Here is a 17,188-nt window from a genome sequence, read left to right on the forward strand (position 1 = left end):
GAAAACGCCCGGGGTTGCCGGGCGCTTCGTTTCTTTATTGGGCTGACCAGCGTATTGCTGGTTGGCTTTTTTTATTCAATAACAGCTACTTTAAGCATGTTGGTTTTGCCTTGTTTAGCAATTGGCACTGCGGCAGTGTTAATCACTACATCGCCAACCTCAATCAGATTCTCGGCTTTCAGGATACCGTTTACATCGGCAATCGTTTTGTCGGTGCTCTCTTGTTTATCGTAATAGAAAGCTTTTACACCCCATACCAAGCTCAGTGCGTTAAGCAGGTTGCGGTTTGAAGTAAAGATGTAAGTGCTGGCTTTAGGGCGATAGCTTGAAATTTCAAATGCGGTATAACCAGAGAAAGTCATTGACACGATACCTACAGCATTGGTATGACCAGCCAAATGCACTGCCGACTCGCAAATAGCGTTGCTCAGGTAGTTTGCAGGTGCAATTTTATCATAAGGCAGTTTCTCGGCATTGAACGGATAGCCGCGCTCTTCCACATTACGAACGATCTTAGCCATGGTCTCGATAACAATCAGCGGGAATTCACCTACTGATGTCTCGCCGCTTAGCATCACGGCATCGGCGCCATCAAGTACAGAGTTAGCAACGTCATTCACCTCGGCACGGGTTGGGCGAGGAGTGGTGATCATTGACTCCAGCATCTGGGTAGCCACAATAACCGGTTTAGAAGCTGCACGACATTTCTTAACAATCATTTTTTGCAGTAATGGCACTTCTTCCAGCGGCATTTCCACACCCAGGTCACCACGGGCCACCATCACACCGTCGGTTGCTTCAACAATACCGTCAATGTTATCAATAGCCTCAGGTTTCTCTATTTTGGCAATAACGCGGGCAGCTTTACCACTGCGGTTAATAATGCGTTTAAGCTCGGTAATATCATTAGCAGAACGTACAAAAGAAAGACCGATCCACTCTACATCATTTTGCAGCGCAAATTCCAGGTTTTCCAGATCTTCTTCAGTTAAGCTAGGGATAGATACTTTGGTGTTTGGCAGGTTAACGCCTTTGCGTGAGGTAAGGATACCACCGTGAACAATTTCACAAACTACCAGGTCTTTTTTGTTGGTTTCAACCACCTTCATTTGGATCTTGCCGTCGTCCAGCAAAATAATTTCACCGGCTTTTACGTCCTGTGGGAAGGCTTCATAAGTAATGTAGATCTGGTTGTCATCGCCAATACACTCGTTGGTGGTCATGTTGATGCGTTTGCCGTTGGCCAGGTGGATACCACCATCTTTTACCAAACCGATACGAATTTTAGGACCCTGTAAATCGGCCAGGATGCCTACATTCATTTTATATTTATCGTTGATCTCGCGAATAATATCAATAGTTTTCTGGTGATCTTCTGGTTTACCGTGCGAGAAATTCAGGCGGCAAACGTTAACACCGGCTTTTACCATGGCCAAAAGCACATCTTTTTTGGCAGATGCCGGACCCATGGTGGCAACTATTTTTGTTCTGTTATAAGATAATTTCATATTTAATCAGGTTAAACTGGCTTAAAAAGCAGGCGCAAATTAGTGTATTTTTAACACATTGAAAAACTTGTTCTAAAATAAAAGGTTTTCTTTGGATTTGATGCGCTTCGGATCAATTTTTATAGCAGCCACAATCTCGGGTATCCGGTTCAATCCGTTAATGATTTCGGCCAGATCATAGTCGTCTATATAGTTCTTAATCATTAAAAAATAGTCGGCTTCGCGCATTTCAGGTATCAGCATACCGTCTGTTCCGCGGTTGGCAATGAGGTAAAAATCGGTCTCGCTGGCCTCCCAAAAGTCATTAAACATAGCAAATGGCACTGGTTCTGCACTGGTAGGGTAAATCTGCACTTCGTGGTCATTTATCCGCACAAAATTAAAGCGCAGATGCTTGTTAATCAGGTAAGCTACACGATAATCCCTCAATGGTGCGGTGATGGCAATCAGCACAAAATCAAGGTCAATCTCTAACTTTAAAAGCTTTTTATTCAAAACCATACGGTTAAAAATGCAAATTTAACAACAGAAACATCCGAGCAGAAATTTTGTTAAAACTTTGTTAAAGATTAATGCAAAGATTTTAGATTTGATATTTGATTTAATTTATTTTTCTTTGCACAGAATTTTATTAATCATTTAAAACAGAAAAACCATGTCTGATATCGCTTCAAGAGTAAAAGCTATCATCGTAGAAAAATTAGGTGTTGACGAAAGTGAAGTAACACCAGAAGCAAGTTTCACCAATGACCTTGGCGCAGATTCTTTAGACACCGTGGAATTAATCATGGAGTTTGAAAAAGAATTTAACGTGGCTATTCCTGACGATCAGGCAGAGACCATCGGTACAGTTGGTCAGGCTATCGCTTACCTTGAGAAAAACGTTAAATAATTATACTCCCTTACACGATTAGATGGAGTTTAAAAGAGTTGTTGTAACCGGGCTTGGAGCACTTACTCCAATTGGTAATTCCGTATCAGAATACTGGAACGGACTTATTAATGGAGTAAGCGGCGCAGCCTTGATTAAGAGTTTTGATACCTCAAAGTTCAAAACACAGTTTGCCTGCGAAGTAAAAAACTTCGATGCTGATGGTTTTTTGGGTAAAAAAGATGCCCGTAAACTTGATCCGTTTGTTCAATACGCGCTGTATTCTACAGAAGAAGCCGTAAACGATGCAGGCCTTAACTTTGAAACGCTGGACACCAGCCGCATTGGCGTGATCTGGGGCTCGGGCATTGGTGGCTTAAAAACTTTTTTAGACGAAGTTGTTAATTTTGCCAAAGGCGACGGGACTCCCCGTTTCAATCCTTTCTTCATTCCTAAAATGATTGCTGATATAGCTCCTGGCCATATCTCTATCAAATACGGATTGCGCGGACCGAATTTTACCACGGTTTCTGCCTGTGCCTCTTCAAACAATTCATTAATTGATGCCTTCAATTACATCCGCCTGGGTAAAGCCAATATGTTTATCAGCGGTGGTTCTGAAGCTATTATTAATGAAGCGGGTATAGGTGGTTTCAATGCCATGCACGCCCTTTCAACCCGTAATGATGACCCGGCAACGGCCTCACGTCCGTTTGACCTTGACCGCGACGGCTTCGTAGCTGGCGAGGGCGCTGGTACCATCATCCTGGAAGAACTGGAGCATGCTAAAGCACGCGGAGCCAAAATTTATGCCGAAATGATGGGCGGTGGCATGAGTGCCGATGCCTACCACATGACGGCTCCTCACCCAGAGGGTTTGGGCGCTGCGCTGGTAATGAAGGCTGCGCTGGAAGACGCAAACATGACCCCTGCCGATATTGACTATGTGAACGTGCATGGTACATCAACCCCAATAGGCGACCCACAAGAGGTAAAAGCTATCTCTGAAGCCTATGGTGATGATCTGTTCCGCATCAACATCAGCTCAACCAAATCAATGACCGGTCACCTTTTGGGTGCAGCAGGTGCTGTTGAGGCTATTGCGGCAATTATGGCTGTTAAGCACAATATTGTTCCGCCAACCATCAACCACTTTACTGATGATCCGGCTTTTGATCCACGCATTAACTTCACCTTCAACAAAGCACAAGAACGTGTGGTAAGGGCGGCTCAAAGCAATGGCTTTGGCTTTGGCGGGCATAATGCATCTGTGATTTTCAAGAAGTATGAAGATTAAAGCACGATTGAATGCCTATAGCTGGATTTTATAAGCTTTATCTATCCCCCAACAGGAAATATATTAAAAAACTACACAATTTGCTCGGTTTTGTGCCGGGCAATTTGTCTTTATACCGTATGGCTTTTCGCCATAAGTCGGTAGCACAGGCCGTAAAAAAAGGCGTAAAGAACAGTAACGAGCGCCTGGAGTTTCTGGGCGATGCCGTGCTGGGCTGTGTTATAGCCGAGGTGCTTTTTAAATTATATCCCTACGGAGACGAAGGTTTTCTGACCGAGCTTCGTTCCAAAATCGTTAGTCGCGTTAACCTCAATCAGCTGGCCCGCAAGCTGGGCTTTGAGCAGTTGATTGAGTATGATACCCGCATGGTAAACTCTACCCGCCAGGGCTCGCTTCTGGGCGATGCTTTTGAGGCGCTGGTAGGCGCCGTTTACCTTGACAAAGGCTACGAGTTCACCAAAGATTTTCTGATCAATAATATCATTAAATCGCACATTGACATCCACACGCTGGAGCAAACCGAAACCAACTTCAAAAGCAAGCTGATTGAATGGTGTCAGCGCCATAGCAAAGACATCAGTTTTGATCTGATTGAGAACCAGGAAGGCGAAAGCACTAAGCTATTCACCATACAGGCCATTGTAGACGGCGAAGTAATGGGCATGGGCAAAGAGTTCAGCAAGAAGAATGCGGAGAAGCTGGCTGCTGAGAAAGCGTGTGAAGCGTTAGCGATTTAAGGCGCTGTGGAGATTAGTTAATCAGAGATTAAGTTTTCTTAGTTTGTATTTGCCCATTTTGTCATTGCGAGGAACGAAGCAATCTCCTCGGATGCAAGGCAAATTGGCGTGTCCTGATGATTTGTCCTGCGACGAGATTGCTTCGTTCCTCGCAATGACAGAGGGCTATCAAGGTTATCCCAAACCTGTTTCGGGACCTAACACGCAAAGTAAACCGAAAGGCCCGTTAGTTTGTTCCTATGGGATGCCGAAACCAGTTCGGCATGACGTTAATGAAAGAAATTCAGAATTGATATTAAGGCTTGCCTTGCTGCAACGTATCTCTCCCTGGCGTAACCAAGGGCTGTAACTCAGGCGGGAAGCCAAATTGCTTGTAGTTATCATAACTCCGCTTCACATAAGCAATTACATCATAATCGCTCCATTTCTGCAGGTCATCATGGTTTGGCACATATACGCTTACAAAGCGTTCGGCGGTAGCATCGTCCAGACCGGTAATGCGTTTTACTACTTCTTTATTGTATTTGCGATGATCGGCAGCGGCATCAACCTCGCGTTTGCTCATAGCGGCAAACCGACGGGCATTTTTAGGGCCTGAGCCAAACAGATCATACAAGCCATTAAGGGGGTGAGCGGCGGCAGAGAGGGCTGTTGTTTTACCGCCATTAAAGACGCCTTTCTTGCGGTAGTCGTCCATATATTCTGACATTTCCTGCTGCTTGGACTGCGCCTTTACGGTCACGGTGCCAAGCATGGTTACTTCCTGCAAAAAGATGACCATATTGGCCGAGCTGGCCACTATTTGTATGGCGGTAGTAAACTTGTCTTTGCTAATGGCTACGGTATCGCCTCTGCTGGCTTTAACGTTAAATAAGCCGTTGTCATCACTCTCGGAAATAACGCCGGTATGCTTATTTAATATCTGTGCGCCAGCAATGCGGTTATTGCTGTTTTTGGTAAAAACAATACCGCGAATGCTGTAGACTTCCTGTGCATGCAAGTGCAACACAGCAGCGCTCAACAGCAAAAAAGTAAACAGCAGGCGTTTATTTAACAAATACATTCAACAAGTTCCGAGTTCTGTGAATATAACAGGTTTAGGTGAGTTTTATTGCGGCCGGGAAGTTAATAAGTGTTAAACCCGGCCACAAAATGAGCTGCTTACAGCAGGTCAAAGCCAATGTCTTTACGGAATACCATACCATCATAATAAATACGGCTGGCGTCAGCTGTGGCCTGTTGTAAGGCTTCAAACATGGTGTCTTGCAGGCTGCTTACCATCAATACGCGGCCGCCGTTAGTTACCACGTCATCACCTTGCAGGGTGGTGCCCGCCTGGAACACGTGCGAGTCGCGCAGGTTTTCCAGTCCGGTAATTACCTGGCCTTTCATATAATCGCCCGGGTAGCCGCCGGCCACGCAAACAACGGTGGCTGCAGTTTTAGGGCTCACTTTAAAGTCTTTCTCGTGCAGGGTTTCCTGGGCAACGCCTAGCAGTAGCTCAACAAAGTCGCTTTCAATGCGTAGCATTACGCTTTCGGTCTCCGGGTCGCCCATGCGGCAGTTGTACTCAATTACGTAAGGTTCGCCGCCGTCATTCATCAAACCAATAAAGATGAAACCTTTGTAAGGGATGCCCTCTTTCTTCAGACCTTCAACGGTAGGGATGATCACGCGTTGCTCCACCTTATCCATAAACGCCTTATCAGCAAACGGAACCGGTGAAACGGAGCCCATACCGCCGGTGTTAAGGCCGGTATCGCCCTCGCCAATACGTTTGTAGTCTTTTGCCTCTGGCAGAATCTTGTAGCTGTTGCCGTCGGTTAAAACGAATACCGATAGCTCGATGCCTTTCAGGAATTGCTCAATCACTACCTTGCTGCTGGCCGCGCCAAATTTGGCATGGCTCAGCATTTCGGTCAGCTCTTGCTTGGCTTCTTCAAGCGTGGTGCAAATGAGCACACCTTTGCCTGCTGCCAATCCGTCGGCTTTCAATACTATCGGCAGACCTGCGGTTTCCAGGTAGGTTAAACCTTCCTGCAGGGTATCTTGTGTAAATGTTTTTGATGCAGCGGTAGGCACGTTATTACGCTCCATAAACTGCTTAGAGAAATCCTTGCTGCCTTCTAACTGCGCAGCCTCGGCTTGCGGGCCAATAACCGGGATGTTTTTCAGCGCATCGTCATTCAAAAAGAAATCGTGCACGCCTTTTACCAATGGTTCTTCAGGGCCTACTAGTACCATGTCAATAGCATTGGCCAGGGTAAAGGTTTTAATGCCTTCAAAATCGGTTGCGCTAATGTTAACGTTGGTTCCGTATTGCGGGGTGCCGGCATTACCGGGGGCAATATATAGGTTGCTGCATAGTGGACTTTGAGCAATTTTCCAGGCGAAGGCGCTTTCCCTTCCGCCCGAACCAAGGAGCAGGATATTCATGCCCGCAAAGATAGCTTTTGGCAGGCAATTATGCTAACTGCCTCAAAGCAATTGCAGTTCCTCAGACCATGACGGACAAATACAGCTTTGTTATCCGTTTTCTCTATTTTGCACATTCACCCCAATAGAGAAAGATATGTCGCGCCACCTGAAAAAAATCGAGAAACTGCCCATTTACCAAAAGGCCCAGGAGCTGCTTGATCTTTCTGAAATTATTGCCGATGCGCTGAAGGATGGAGAGATGAAGGAATCGCTGGCCAATCAAATGGTGGGTAACGCCATGCTGGTACAGGCCAAAATTGCCGGAGCCGAGGGTGGTGGATTATACTCGCTGCGCATGCAAAATGCGGTGCTGATTAAGATAGCTGTGCAGGAGATGTTCAACGCCATTTCGTTTGCATCGATGGTAGAGATTAACGAGGAAGATTATGTGCAGCTGATGCGTGATAAGGTAGAAGAGTTTCGCGAAGAATTTGTGGAGTGGATTCGCGGATTTGATAAAGAGTACGATATTCCCGATAACTGGGGCATTCGCTTTGATGCCAGCACCCCTGAACAGGAAAGGCTGGAAGAGCTCATGTTTGATGACGAACGTTTTCTGGATGACTTTGACGAAGATGCTTTTGACGATGAAGACGAAGAGGACGATATTGATGACGAGGATGAGTATGATCATCCGGGTAATTAACTGCCGGCCTTCTTTATCAATCCACCCCTGAATTTGCCCTTGTGCATAAACCGGAGGTTATCAAACCAATAAAGCCAGAACAACGTAGCAAACACACCTACGGCCGAGCCTGCGGTAACATCCTCAAAAAAATGTTCGCTCAGGTACATGCGTGAGTAGCCAATCAGGATAGCCACTATCAGCATCAGCACATCCAACCACTTATTGCGAAACAGGTAAGCCAACGTGATACAAGCCGAAAAAGCCGTTACCGTATGCCCCGATGGAAAGCTATGGTAGCTGAGCATATAAACGCCTTTAACCAGGTGCATGTGCGCCACCTGGGTTTTAAAATAAAGGTAGGGGCGGGGCAAATCAAAAATATATTTTAATACTTGTGCCACCAGCGCCGTAAAGCCATAGGCTGTAAGCAGTAAAAAAGCTTTGCGCAGGCTGAATAAAGCCATAATCAGCCCCAGTAAAACAACGGCTAAGCCATCGCCCAGATTGGTGATGTAAGGAAAAATAGCATCAGCCAGGCCGCTGTTTACGCCGTTTACGGCAAAATAGATCTGCTCGCGGGTGTAAATGCATTTGATGGTTAAACAAGCCATCAAGATCACCAGGTAGGGGATAAGGAAGAACTTTACCTTGCGGTAGATATCAAGTAGGGTGATGTATTGAAAATCGTTATCCATTCTTTATTTTAAGATAAGTACAATGGTGCCGGCAATAATGAGCAGCGCGCCGATAGAGTTTTTCCAGGTGAGCGGCTCGCCCAGAAATATAGCGGCCAGCACAATAGCCAGTGCCACACTCAGTTTGTCTACAGGTGCAACCTGCTGTACCTCGCCCATCTGCAGTGCTTTAAAGTAAAATACCCACGACAGGCCCGTTGCACAGCCCGAAAGTGCCAGAAAAATCCAGTTAGTGCGGGTGAGGCTGCCTACGTTGGCCCCGCCTTTAAACAGCGCAATGGCCCAGGCAATTACCAAAATGAACACCGTACGGATGGCTGTAGCCAGATTACTATCTACATCCTTAATGCCAATTTTGGCAAAAATGGCCGTGAGCGCAGCGAAAAGTGCAGAGAGTAAAGCGTATATCCACCACATGGGTAATCAGTTTAATTAATGGTACAATTTTTAACCGTGTATAGTTTCGCGCTTGCCGTAGTTTTGAATTACCTGCGCTTCGTAAGCCAGAAACTCACTCCAGCGGCTGTCTACATCAATACCATTAGCGTATTTTCTGGCAAGGCGGATGAAGGTAGCGTAGTGTGTTGCCTCGCTCACCATCAGTTCATAGTAAAAAGCAGAAAGTTGCTCGTCGTTAATGTTTTCAGACAGTACCTTGAAGCGCTCGCAGCTGCGGGCCTCAATCATAGCGGCAAATAGCAAACGGTCAATCAATTGCTCACGGCGATGGCCGCCTTTTTTCAGGAACTTGAGGAGTTCGCCGACGTAATCGTCTTTGCGTTCTTTGCCCAGTACGTAACCACGTTCCAGGATGATATCGTGCACGCGTTTAAAGTGATCCATTTCTTCCTGTACCAGGGCTGCCATTTCCTGCACCATGTCTGATAGTTCAGGGTTCTGCACAATCAATGTGATAGCATTGCTGGCTGCTTTCTGCTCGCAGAAGGCATGGTCGGTCAGTATCTCTTCAATGTTGCTTTCTACCACGTTCTTTACCCAAAGCGGGTCGGTAGGTAGTTGCAGTTTTAATATGGTTTTCTCGCTCACGGGAGCAAAGATAGGGAATTAACGATTATTCGTCGTCTGTATCGAGTGCGGGATTGTTGGAGAAGGAGCGGGCATGGTGGTGGATAGATAAAATCTCCATTAAAGAATCGTCGATAAGTCGGTAAATTATGAGATAGCTTCTGAACGGGAATTTTCTTGCGTTAACATTCTTGTAATTAAAGATCGTACCGAGCTCTGGAAAATATCCAAGTTTGTCGATTATTTCTATAATTAACAGTTTTTCTCTTTTGGCGTAGGCTGGAGAGTCTTTTGCAATAAAGCTCACAATCTCTCTTAAATCTTGCTGAGCTGTCGGAAGAATAATGATCTTTAAAGATCTTCGTTTAGCCATTCTTTTTTAAAGTCATTCCAATCAGTACCTAAACCAGCATTGGATTCTTTTATAGCTTTGTCTAATTTATTCTTCAGCTCGTTGGTTAGGAATTTATTATCTAAATGTTCTGGTTTTTCCATTCTTCTAACAATCACCTCTTCGACAAGCTGGTTTAATGAAAATTCAACTGGCATGTGTTCAATCAAATCGTGCATTTTTTCCCTGGTAAGCATAACAATTCCTCCTGAAGTTAAAGTTACTGATTTTTATACAAACTCTTGTCGTCTATAAACTTCAGTACGGCATCGGGAACAAAATATTGTACGTTCTTTTTCTGTGCCAGCGATTGGCGGATAAAGGTGGCCGAAAGCTCCATCAGCGGTGTCATGGTGATGGTTACGGATGGGTGCGGGGCCAGTTCGGCGTTTTCATAGCCGGGGCGGGGGTATACAAAAATGCGGTAATCGCGCAGCAGGAGTTTATAGTTTTTCCATTTGTGCAGGGTGGCAAGGTTGTCTGACCCCATGATGATGGCAAACTCGTGCTCGGGGTATTTTTCGGTGAGATGCGTAAGGGTATCTATGGTGTATGATGGTTGCGGTAACTTTAGTTCCACATCGCTTACCATAATATTGGCGGAGTTATCGGTAGCCAGTTTGGCCATCTCCAGGCGATCATAAGTATTTACCAGGTCGCTATATTTCTTCAGTGGGTTCTGGGGCGATACAATCAGCCATACCTTTTCCAGTTCGGTATGGTTAGCCATGTAATTGGCAATAATCAAATGCCCGATGTGGATTGGGTTAAAGGAACCGAAGAAAAGCCCGATTTTCATGAGTAAACCAATTTTTGTTTTAGTTATTCCAGTAAATGACCGCTGCTTGGATGCTAAAAACTATCAAATTGGGGATTTAATAGTTTTTAATCGGCTATAAGTTGATTTTTTCTGATAAAAAATCGTTTACTAATACTTCAGCTTCGTTGCAGGCCGTCTGAAGATCGTAATTTTTTAGAATAACATCAAATTTTGGCGCGTAATTCAACTCTTTTTCGGCTTTTGCGAAGCGTTCCTGTAGTTTTTCTGGGCTATCGGTACCACGGCCAGATAAACGCTGCTTTAAAACCTCTAAAGATGGTGGCTGCACAAAGATGGCCAGCGCCTGGTCTTCATACTTGCGTTTCAGGTGCAGTCCGCCTTCCACGTCAATATCAAATATCACGGCTTTACCTTTGGCCCAGATGCGCTCAATCTCTTCGCGCAGGGTGCCGTAGAAAGTGCCGGTATACACCTCTTCAAACTCTACAAAGTGCTTTTTGGCAATACGGTGCAAAAACTCCTCTTTGCTGATGAAATAATAGTCTTTATGGTTGGTCTCCGTGCCCCTTGGCTCGCGCGTGGTGGCCGAGATAGAAAATTCCAGCTTGTCTGAATATTTGCTCAGCAAATGCTGTACGATGGTGGTTTTACCCGCGCCGCTTGGTGCCGAAAATATGATGAGTTTGCCCTCTGGGTTCATAGTGGATGATTCATGGTTCATGGTAAATAGCTATGAACTATAAACCATGAACGATGTGCTGCTTACAGCACGTTTAATAATTGCTCTTTAATTTTTTCCAGTTCTTCCTTCATGCCTACTACCAGTTTCTGGATGTCGGCATCATTGGCTTTTGAACCGATGGTGTTGATCTCGCGACCAATCTCCTGCGAGATAAAGCCCAGTTTCTTGCCATTGGCATCGGGGCTTTTCAGCGTTTCCAGGAAATAGTTGCAATGTGCACGCAGGCGTGTTTTTTCTTCGGTAATGTCAAGCTTATCAATATAATAGATTAGCTCCTGCTCAAAGCGGTTCTGATCTACCTGTTCGCGGCCAACGGCTTCAGTTAAAAACTGGTTCAAACGCTCGCGGATCAAGGGAACGCGTTTTGGCTCAGCTTCTTCAACACCATTCAGGTTTTGCTGAATGAGGCCGATACGCATGCGGGCGTCAGCTTCCAGGATGTTACCCTCGTCCTGACGGAATTGCTGGAAGTTTTTCAGCGCTTGCTGAAAGGTGCGTTCAACGGCTTTCCATTCATCTTCAGAAACGCTCTCTTCATCAAACTTTACCACGTCAGGCAAACTCAACGCCAATTGCAGCAGGTTGCTGGTTGGTTCGTTAACGTCGGCGCTAACAGCTTTAAGTTGCTCCAGATAATGTTTCAACAGCGGAGTGTTAATGCCGGCGGCTTTAACAGCAACGTCGTTTTTCTCAGCGCTGATGCTCAGGTTTACCTTGCCGCGTTCAATCTGCTTGTTACACTCAGTGCGCAGCTGAAACTCTTTTTCAGAAAAGCTTTTTGGGATCCGCAGCGATAGTTCCAGGAACTTGCTGTTCAGCGATTTGATTTCAACAGTATATTTTGTGGTACCAAGATCACAACTGGCTACGCCATACCCTGTCATTGATTTTATCATGCGCAAAGATAGGAAAATATCTGAAGTAGGATTGGAACCAGAATTAAACGGATTTTTAAGATTTACAGGATGCTTCTTACATATCAGATTGCTATCAAGCAGTAAAATATTTCTGTTAACTCTTCAGAACTTATAAACAATGATTCAGGTAATCATCCTGTTAATCCTAAAAATCCGTTAAATCATGGTTCAGAATTTTTACCTTTGCAGTCCAAAATTTAAGTACTATGAGTATTGCTTTATCTGAGCAGGAGTTGCTGCGCCGCGAATCATTAAAACAACTGCGTGAGTTGGGTATCGATCCCTATCCCGCTGAAGCATTCCCGGTAAATGCCTTTGCAAAGGATATCAAAGATAATTTTAACGCTAACCCTGATGCCTATAAAGAGGTAGTACTGGCCGGCCGTATCATGAGCCGCCGCGTAATGGGTAGCGCATCATTTGCCGAGTTGCAGGACAGTACCGGTCGTATCCAGGTTTACCTGAAACGTGACGACCTATGTCCAGGCGAGGACAAAACTTTATACAATACCGTATTCAAAAAACTGCTGGACCTGGGCGATTACATCGGTGTGCGTGGTTATGCCTTTTTGACCCAAACCGGCGAGCTTTCTGTACACGTACAGGAGCTGACCGTCCTTAGCAAATCGCTGAAACCGCTGCCGGTGGTTAAGCGCGATGACGATGGTAATATTCACGATGGTTTTACCGATCCAGAGCTGCGTTACCGCCAGCGTTATGTGGATCTGACTGTTAACCCGGAGTACAAACAGATCTTCATCAATCGCTCAAAGGTGATTAGCTCTATGCGTAGCTTCTTTACGGATAAAGGCTGGATGGAGGTAGAAACCCCAATTCTGCAAGCGGTGCATGGTGGTGCTGCTGCGCGTCCGTTCAATACGCACCACAACACGCTGGATATGCCTTTGTATCTACGTATTGCTAACGAATTGTACCTGAAAAGGCTGATCGTTGCCGGTTTTGACGGCGTGTTTGAGTTTGGTAAAATGTTCCGTAACGAGGGCATGGACCGCACCCACAACCCGGAGTTTACTGCCATGGAGATCTATGTAGCTTATAAAGACTACATCTGGATGATGGACATGATGGAGCAATGCCTGGAGCACGTAACCCGCGCCGTACACGGTGTGCCGGTAGTACAGGTAGGCAACAACGAAATTAACTTTGCCGGACCGTACGAGCGCCTGAGCATGTACGATTCAATTTTGAAGTACACCGGTATTGATGTATCGGCGATGGATGAGCATCAGCTGCGCCAAACCTGTCGCGACCTGGCTATTGAGGTTGACCAAACCATGGGCAAAGGCAAATTGATTGACGAGATCTTTAGTGCCAAGGTAGAGGCCCACCTGATCCAGCCGACTTACATCACCGATTACCCGATTGAGATGACGCCGCTGGCTAAAAAGCACCGTACTAAGGAAGGCTTGGTTGAGCGTTTCGAACTGTTTGTAAACGGTAAAGAGATAGCTAATGCCTACTCAGAGCTGAACGACCCGATTGATCAGCGTGAGCGTTTTGAGGATCAACTCTTACTGGCCGGTCGTGGTGACGAAGAAGCTATGGCCATGGATGACGATTTCCTGCGTGCTTTGGAATATGGTATGCCGCCAACCTCAGGTCTGGGTATTGGTATTGACCGTTTGGTTATGCTGATGACCAACCAGAGCACCATCCAGGAAGTATTGTTCTTCCCGCAGATGCGCCCTGAAAAGAAAGCCAAAGTAGCTACCGTTGATGATTTTGTAAACGTAGGCGTACCTGCCGAGTGGGTACCTGTACTCAATAAAATGGGCTTCAACACCGTTGAAGAACTAAAAGCAGGTAATCCCAACAGGGTATTTAATGACCTGGGCGGTATGCGCAAAAAATTGAAACTAGACATTGCCATGCCTACAAAGGATGAGGTGATGGCTTGGTTTGAATAAGAGTCTGAACCTGGATTTAACGGATTTTTAGGATTTACAGGATGCTTTTCTTGTCCTGAATTACAGATCGGAGATATCCTGAAAATCCTGGAAATTCGTTAAATTTTAGTTCGTTATGAAAATAATCGCTATCGGTCGTAACTACGCCGAACATGCAAAAGAGCTGAATAACCCGGTACCTACCGTGCCGGTGATCTTTATGAAGCCCGATACCGCTTTACTGAAAGAGAACAAGCCCTTTTATCATCCCGATTTCTCGGAGGATGTACACCACGAGATTGAGTTGGTGCTGAAAGTTTGCAAAGAAGGCAAGCACATCGACGAGAAGTTTGCGGCAAACTATTATGACGAAATTGGTTTGGGTATAGATTTTACCGCTCGCGATATACAGGCTCGTCATAAAGAAAAAGGTTTGCCCTGGGAGTTGGCTAAAGCATTTGACGGCTCGGCGCCGGTAAGCAATTTTGTACCGAAGGCAGATTTTGAAGATCTGTATAACCTCAACCTCAAACTGGAGATTAACGGTGAAGTGCGTCAGGAAGGCAGCACCGAAGACTTATTGTTCAGCTTTGAGCAGTTGATTGCTTTTGTATCACGCTACATCACCCTGAAAAAAGGCGATCTCATTTTTACCGGCACGCCTCCTGGTGTAGGCAGAGTGAAAATTGGCGATCATTTGCAAGGTTACCTGAATGATAGTCTGATGCTGGATTTCTGGGTGAAGTAACCCCCCCCGGCCTCCCCGAAGAGGAGGAAGTAAATAAGGCGAATTTTCGAGGAAGAGATAACTACAGGTCATGCCGAACTTGTTTCGGCACCCCACAGGACATGTGCTCAAGGGTAGGGTTTGTCGTTTAACTTAGCATTTGGGATCCCGAAACAAGTTCGGGACGACAGTTTCTTTCATCGTTTAGCGTATTTGCCACAAAACATCACATCAATTTTACCGTTGTTAAAACGTATTATCTCATATGTTAAAACATCTCCTATTTCTTTGCCTCTTATTTGTCGTTATTAAACCTGCCCACGCGCAGGACGAAGTCCGTTCCCAGGTATATCCGCAAGGGTATTTCCGTTACCCGCTTGATTTGCCGCCCAGCACCGCTGGCTCTTTTGGCGAGTTGCGGGCCAATCATTTTCATTCGGGGCTAGATTTTCGCACTAATCAGCGTATTGGCTACCCGGTACATGCCCCGGCTGATGGCTGGGTATCGCGTTTGCGAGTGCAGTTCGGCGGGTTTGGTAATGCGGTTTATATTACGCACCCTAATGGGTTTACCACGGTTTACGGTCACCTGGATCATGTCGCGCCTGAGTTGCTGACTTTGATCCGTCAACAGCAATATGCACAGCACAGCTACGTGGTCGATTTTAATTTGGCCCCTTTCCAGGTGCCGGTTACCAAGAATCAGGTTTTCGCCTGGTCGGGCAATACCGGCGGCTCTGCCGGTCCACACCTGCATTTTGAGATCCGCGATACCAAAACGCAGGAAACCATCAACGCCCAACTATTCGGCTTGACTATTCCGGATCACGTTCCTCCTACTATCAGCAGCATCAGCGTTTATCATTTAAATGGTCGTCCGTTTAGCGAGAGTACTTTGCGTCAAACCTATGGCGTAGCTGGCACAGCCGGAAATTACCATTTACTCAAGCCACAAACATTTGACTTAAGCGGACAAATAGGTTTCGGCATCAGTTGTGTAGATATGAACAGCGCATCGCCAAGCCACAACGGTGTTTTCTCCATTCAGCTAAATGTTGATGGTAAAACGGTGTACACCTTCGCTGCCGAGCGTTTCGCGTTTGATCAAACGCATGCCATCAATGCTTATATAGATTATCCCAACTTTATCCGTACCAACGGTTTTACGCAGAAGTGTTTTATCCTGCCGGGAGCGGCCATTACGCTCTATCCGCAATCCATCAACCGCGGACTGGTGGATTTTAATGACGATGCCGAGCACAACGTAGAATTTGTAGTGCGCGATGTAGCCGGTAATACCTCACGCGTGGCCATCAAGGTAAAATCATCAATTCCTAAAGATCGCCCTGTTTTTCATCCACAAGGTACTTTGTTTAAATACAACACCCGCAATGAGTTTAATGCCAATAACGTAAAAGTGATTGTTGATCCGGGTAATTTGTATGACGACCTTGATTTTCGGTACAGCGTGTCAGCCAAACGCCCGGGAGCCTACTCGGCCGTACATCATATTCATGATAATTTGACACCGATACATGATTCTGTTGAAGTTTGGATAAAGCCGGATATTGATCTTTCCAAATACGCAAATAAGGCCTTAGTGCTCAACACGGCGTCTGGTGCGTGCGAAAGTAAGTACGAAGATGGGTGGGTGAAAGGAAAAATAACCCGTTTTGGCAATTATGAGGTGCGAATTGATACCGTTCCGCCGGTAATTACGCCTATAAATATCCACAATGGTGCAAATCTTTTAAAAGTTAAGGCTATTTTCTTGAAAATGAGTGATAATATGTCGGGATGCAGGGATTTTAACTGTAAAATTGACAATAAATGGGTTTTAATGGAGCGAGATTATAAAAGTAAGATTTTAAGTTATACATTTGGCCCGGAAATTGGTACCGGTAAGCACACCTTTGAGCTGACCGTTACTGATTATAAGGACAATAGTACAACTTATACCGCTGAATTTTACAGATAATGGCAACATTAAAAGAAGGCGATAAAGCTCCCGCTTTTACCGCAAAAGACCAGAACGGCAAAGAAGTTTCATTAGCCGATTTTAAAGGAAAAACCGTTATTCTTTATTTTTATCCAAAGGATGATACCCCTGGCTGCACTGCCGAGGCTTGCGATTTTAGGGACAATTACCAATCATTAGCAGCTAAAGGCTTTGAAGTGATTGGCGTGAGCACTGATGACGAGCACTCGCACAAAAAATTTGTAACCAAATACAGCCTGCCATTTACCCTGATTGCTGATGACAGCCAGGAGATTGTAAATGCTTACGGTGTTTGGGGCGAAAAAAACAACTTCGGTAAAGTTTACATGGGTACCATCCGTACCACTTTTATTATTGATGCCCAGGGCACCATCAGCCATATCATCAATAAAGTTGACACCAAGAACTCTTCGCAACAGGTATTAGATCTGTTAGCTTGATATATTTTAAAAAATAGTGCTTATGTTCGCAGAACAATCGATTG

The 17,188-nt window shown here is 45.5% G+C and carries 20 protein-coding genes; 8 read left to right on the forward strand and 12 right to left on the reverse strand.

The genetic code is table 11. The annotated features are described in order from the left end of the window. Positions 1-71 precede the first annotated feature (71 nt). Positions 72-1,508, reverse strand: coding sequence for a pyruvate kinase (gene pyk, locus ABZR88_RS01590; protein ID WP_107829136.1), 1,437 nt, complete (start codon positions 1,506-1,508; stop codon positions 72-74). Between the two features lie 72 nt (positions 1,509-1,580). Continuing rightward, complete coding sequence (locus ABZR88_RS01595; protein WP_245917064.1) at positions 1,581-2,009, reverse strand: IPExxxVDY family protein; 429 nt, start codon at positions 2,007-2,009, stop codon at positions 1,581-1,583. Positions 2,010-2,163: 154 nt separating this feature from the next. On the opposite strand from ABZR88_RS01595, the gene ABZR88_RS01600 reads away from it, so the two are divergent. From ABZR88_RS01600 to rnc, 3 genes are read left to right on the forward strand one after another with little or no spacing between them, the layout of a single operon-like run. Beyond that, a complete protein-coding gene (locus ABZR88_RS01600; protein WP_008508386.1) occupies positions 2,164-2,400 on the forward strand; it encodes an acyl carrier protein in 237 nt (78 codons plus the stop codon). A 22-nt stretch (positions 2,401-2,422) separates the two neighbouring features. Continuing rightward, a complete protein-coding gene (gene fabF, locus ABZR88_RS01605) occupies positions 2,423-3,676 on the forward strand; it encodes a beta-ketoacyl-ACP synthase II (protein ID WP_107829135.1) in 1,254 nt (417 codons plus the stop codon). 11 nt (positions 3,677-3,687) lie between these two features. Further along, a complete protein-coding gene (gene rnc / locus ABZR88_RS01610) occupies positions 3,688-4,413 on the forward strand; it encodes a ribonuclease III (protein ID WP_211309829.1) in 726 nt (241 codons plus the stop codon). Between the two features lie 295 nt (positions 4,414-4,708). On the opposite strand, the gene ABZR88_RS01615 is transcribed toward rnc, so the two are convergent. Then, complete coding sequence (locus ABZR88_RS01615) at positions 4,709-5,476, reverse strand: hypothetical protein (RefSeq protein ID WP_107829134.1); 768 nt, start codon at positions 5,474-5,476, stop codon at positions 4,709-4,711. 98 nt (positions 5,477-5,574) lie between these two features. After that, the gene (purD, locus tag ABZR88_RS01620) at positions 5,575-6,849 is read right to left on the reverse strand and encodes a phosphoribosylamine--glycine ligase (RefSeq protein ID WP_107829133.1); all 1,275 of its coding nucleotides are present in this window, start codon (positions 6,847-6,849) and stop codon (positions 5,575-5,577) included. 136 nt (positions 6,850-6,985) lie between these two features. Between purD and ABZR88_RS01625 the strand changes: the two genes are divergently transcribed. Beyond that, positions 6,986-7,537 (forward strand): hypothetical protein, encoded by a 552-nt coding sequence (locus ABZR88_RS01625; protein ID WP_170113625.1) that lies wholly within the window; start codon positions 6,986-6,988, stop codon positions 7,535-7,537. Here ABZR88_RS01625 and ABZR88_RS01630 read toward each other — a convergent pair. The 8 genes from ABZR88_RS01630 to ABZR88_RS01665 all read right to left on the reverse strand — a co-directional run bounded on the left by ABZR88_RS01630 (position 7,534) and on the right by ABZR88_RS01665 (position 12,050). Beyond that, positions 7,534-8,214: a phosphatase PAP2 family protein gene (locus ABZR88_RS01630; RefSeq protein WP_107829132.1), complete on the reverse strand. Its 681-nt coding sequence runs from the start codon at positions 8,212-8,214 to the stop codon at positions 7,534-7,536. The two genes, ABZR88_RS01625 and ABZR88_RS01630, sit on opposite strands and share 4 nt — an antisense overlap. A gap of 3 nt (positions 8,215-8,217) precedes the next feature. Beyond that, a complete protein-coding gene (locus ABZR88_RS01635) occupies positions 8,218-8,631 on the reverse strand; it encodes an EamA family transporter (RefSeq protein WP_107829131.1) in 414 nt (137 codons plus the stop codon). Positions 8,632-8,661: 30 nt separating this feature from the next. After that, positions 8,662-9,261 (reverse strand): tRNA-(ms[2]io[6]A)-hydroxylase, encoded by a 600-nt coding sequence (locus ABZR88_RS01640; RefSeq protein WP_245917063.1) that lies wholly within the window; start codon positions 9,259-9,261, stop codon positions 8,662-8,664. A 25-nt stretch (positions 9,262-9,286) separates the two neighbouring features. Continuing rightward, positions 9,287-9,613, reverse strand: a complete 327-nt coding sequence (locus ABZR88_RS01645) for a type II toxin-antitoxin system RelE/ParE family toxin (RefSeq protein ID WP_107829130.1) — start codon at positions 9,611-9,613, stop codon at positions 9,287-9,289. Further along, on the reverse strand, positions 9,592-9,828 hold the full coding sequence (locus ABZR88_RS01650; RefSeq protein ID WP_107829129.1) for a hypothetical protein: 237 nt from the start codon (positions 9,826-9,828) through the stop codon (positions 9,592-9,594). Before ABZR88_RS01650 ends, ABZR88_RS01645 begins: the two co-directional genes overlap by 22 nt. Before the next feature lie 23 nt (positions 9,829-9,851). Then, on the reverse strand, positions 9,852-10,430 hold the full coding sequence (nadD, locus tag ABZR88_RS01655) for a nicotinate (nicotinamide) nucleotide adenylyltransferase (protein ID WP_107829128.1): 579 nt from the start codon (positions 10,428-10,430) through the stop codon (positions 9,852-9,854). A gap of 94 nt (positions 10,431-10,524) precedes the next feature. Further along, the gene (gmk, locus tag ABZR88_RS01660; RefSeq protein ID WP_107829127.1) at positions 10,525-11,112 is read right to left on the reverse strand and encodes a guanylate kinase; all 588 of its coding nucleotides are present in this window, start codon (positions 11,110-11,112) and stop codon (positions 10,525-10,527) included. Between the two features lie 62 nt (positions 11,113-11,174). Then, the gene (locus ABZR88_RS01665) at positions 11,175-12,050 is read right to left on the reverse strand and encodes a YicC/YloC family endoribonuclease (protein ID WP_245917061.1); all 876 of its coding nucleotides are present in this window, start codon (positions 12,048-12,050) and stop codon (positions 11,175-11,177) included. Between the two features lie 227 nt (positions 12,051-12,277). Between ABZR88_RS01665 and lysS the strand changes: the two genes are divergently transcribed. The 4 genes from lysS to bcp all read left to right on the forward strand — a co-directional run bounded on the left by lysS (position 12,278) and on the right by bcp (position 17,144). Next, positions 12,278-13,999 carry a lysine--tRNA ligase gene (lysS, locus tag ABZR88_RS01670; protein ID WP_107829125.1) on the forward strand — a complete coding sequence of 574 codons (1,722 nt, stop codon included), beginning with the start codon at positions 12,278-12,280 and terminating at the stop codon, positions 13,997-13,999. Between the two features lie 115 nt (positions 14,000-14,114). Further along, positions 14,115-14,726, forward strand: a complete 612-nt coding sequence (locus ABZR88_RS01675) for a fumarylacetoacetate hydrolase family protein (RefSeq protein ID WP_107829124.1) — start codon at positions 14,115-14,117, stop codon at positions 14,724-14,726. A gap of 244 nt (positions 14,727-14,970) precedes the next feature. Beyond that, positions 14,971-16,683, forward strand: a complete 1,713-nt coding sequence (locus ABZR88_RS01680) for a M23 family metallopeptidase (protein WP_107829123.1) — start codon at positions 14,971-14,973, stop codon at positions 16,681-16,683. Then, positions 16,683-17,144, forward strand: a complete 462-nt coding sequence (gene bcp / locus ABZR88_RS01685) for a thioredoxin-dependent thiol peroxidase (RefSeq protein ID WP_107829122.1) — start codon at positions 16,683-16,685, stop codon at positions 17,142-17,144. The genes ABZR88_RS01680 and bcp overlap by 1 nt, the downstream gene beginning before the upstream one ends. Positions 17,145-17,188: the final 44 nt, after the last annotated feature.

Source organism: Mucilaginibacter yixingensis, from assembly GCF_041080815.1.
In the GTDB taxonomy this organism is placed as follows: Bacteria; Bacteroidota; Bacteroidia; order Sphingobacteriales; family Sphingobacteriaceae; genus Mucilaginibacter; species Mucilaginibacter yixingensis.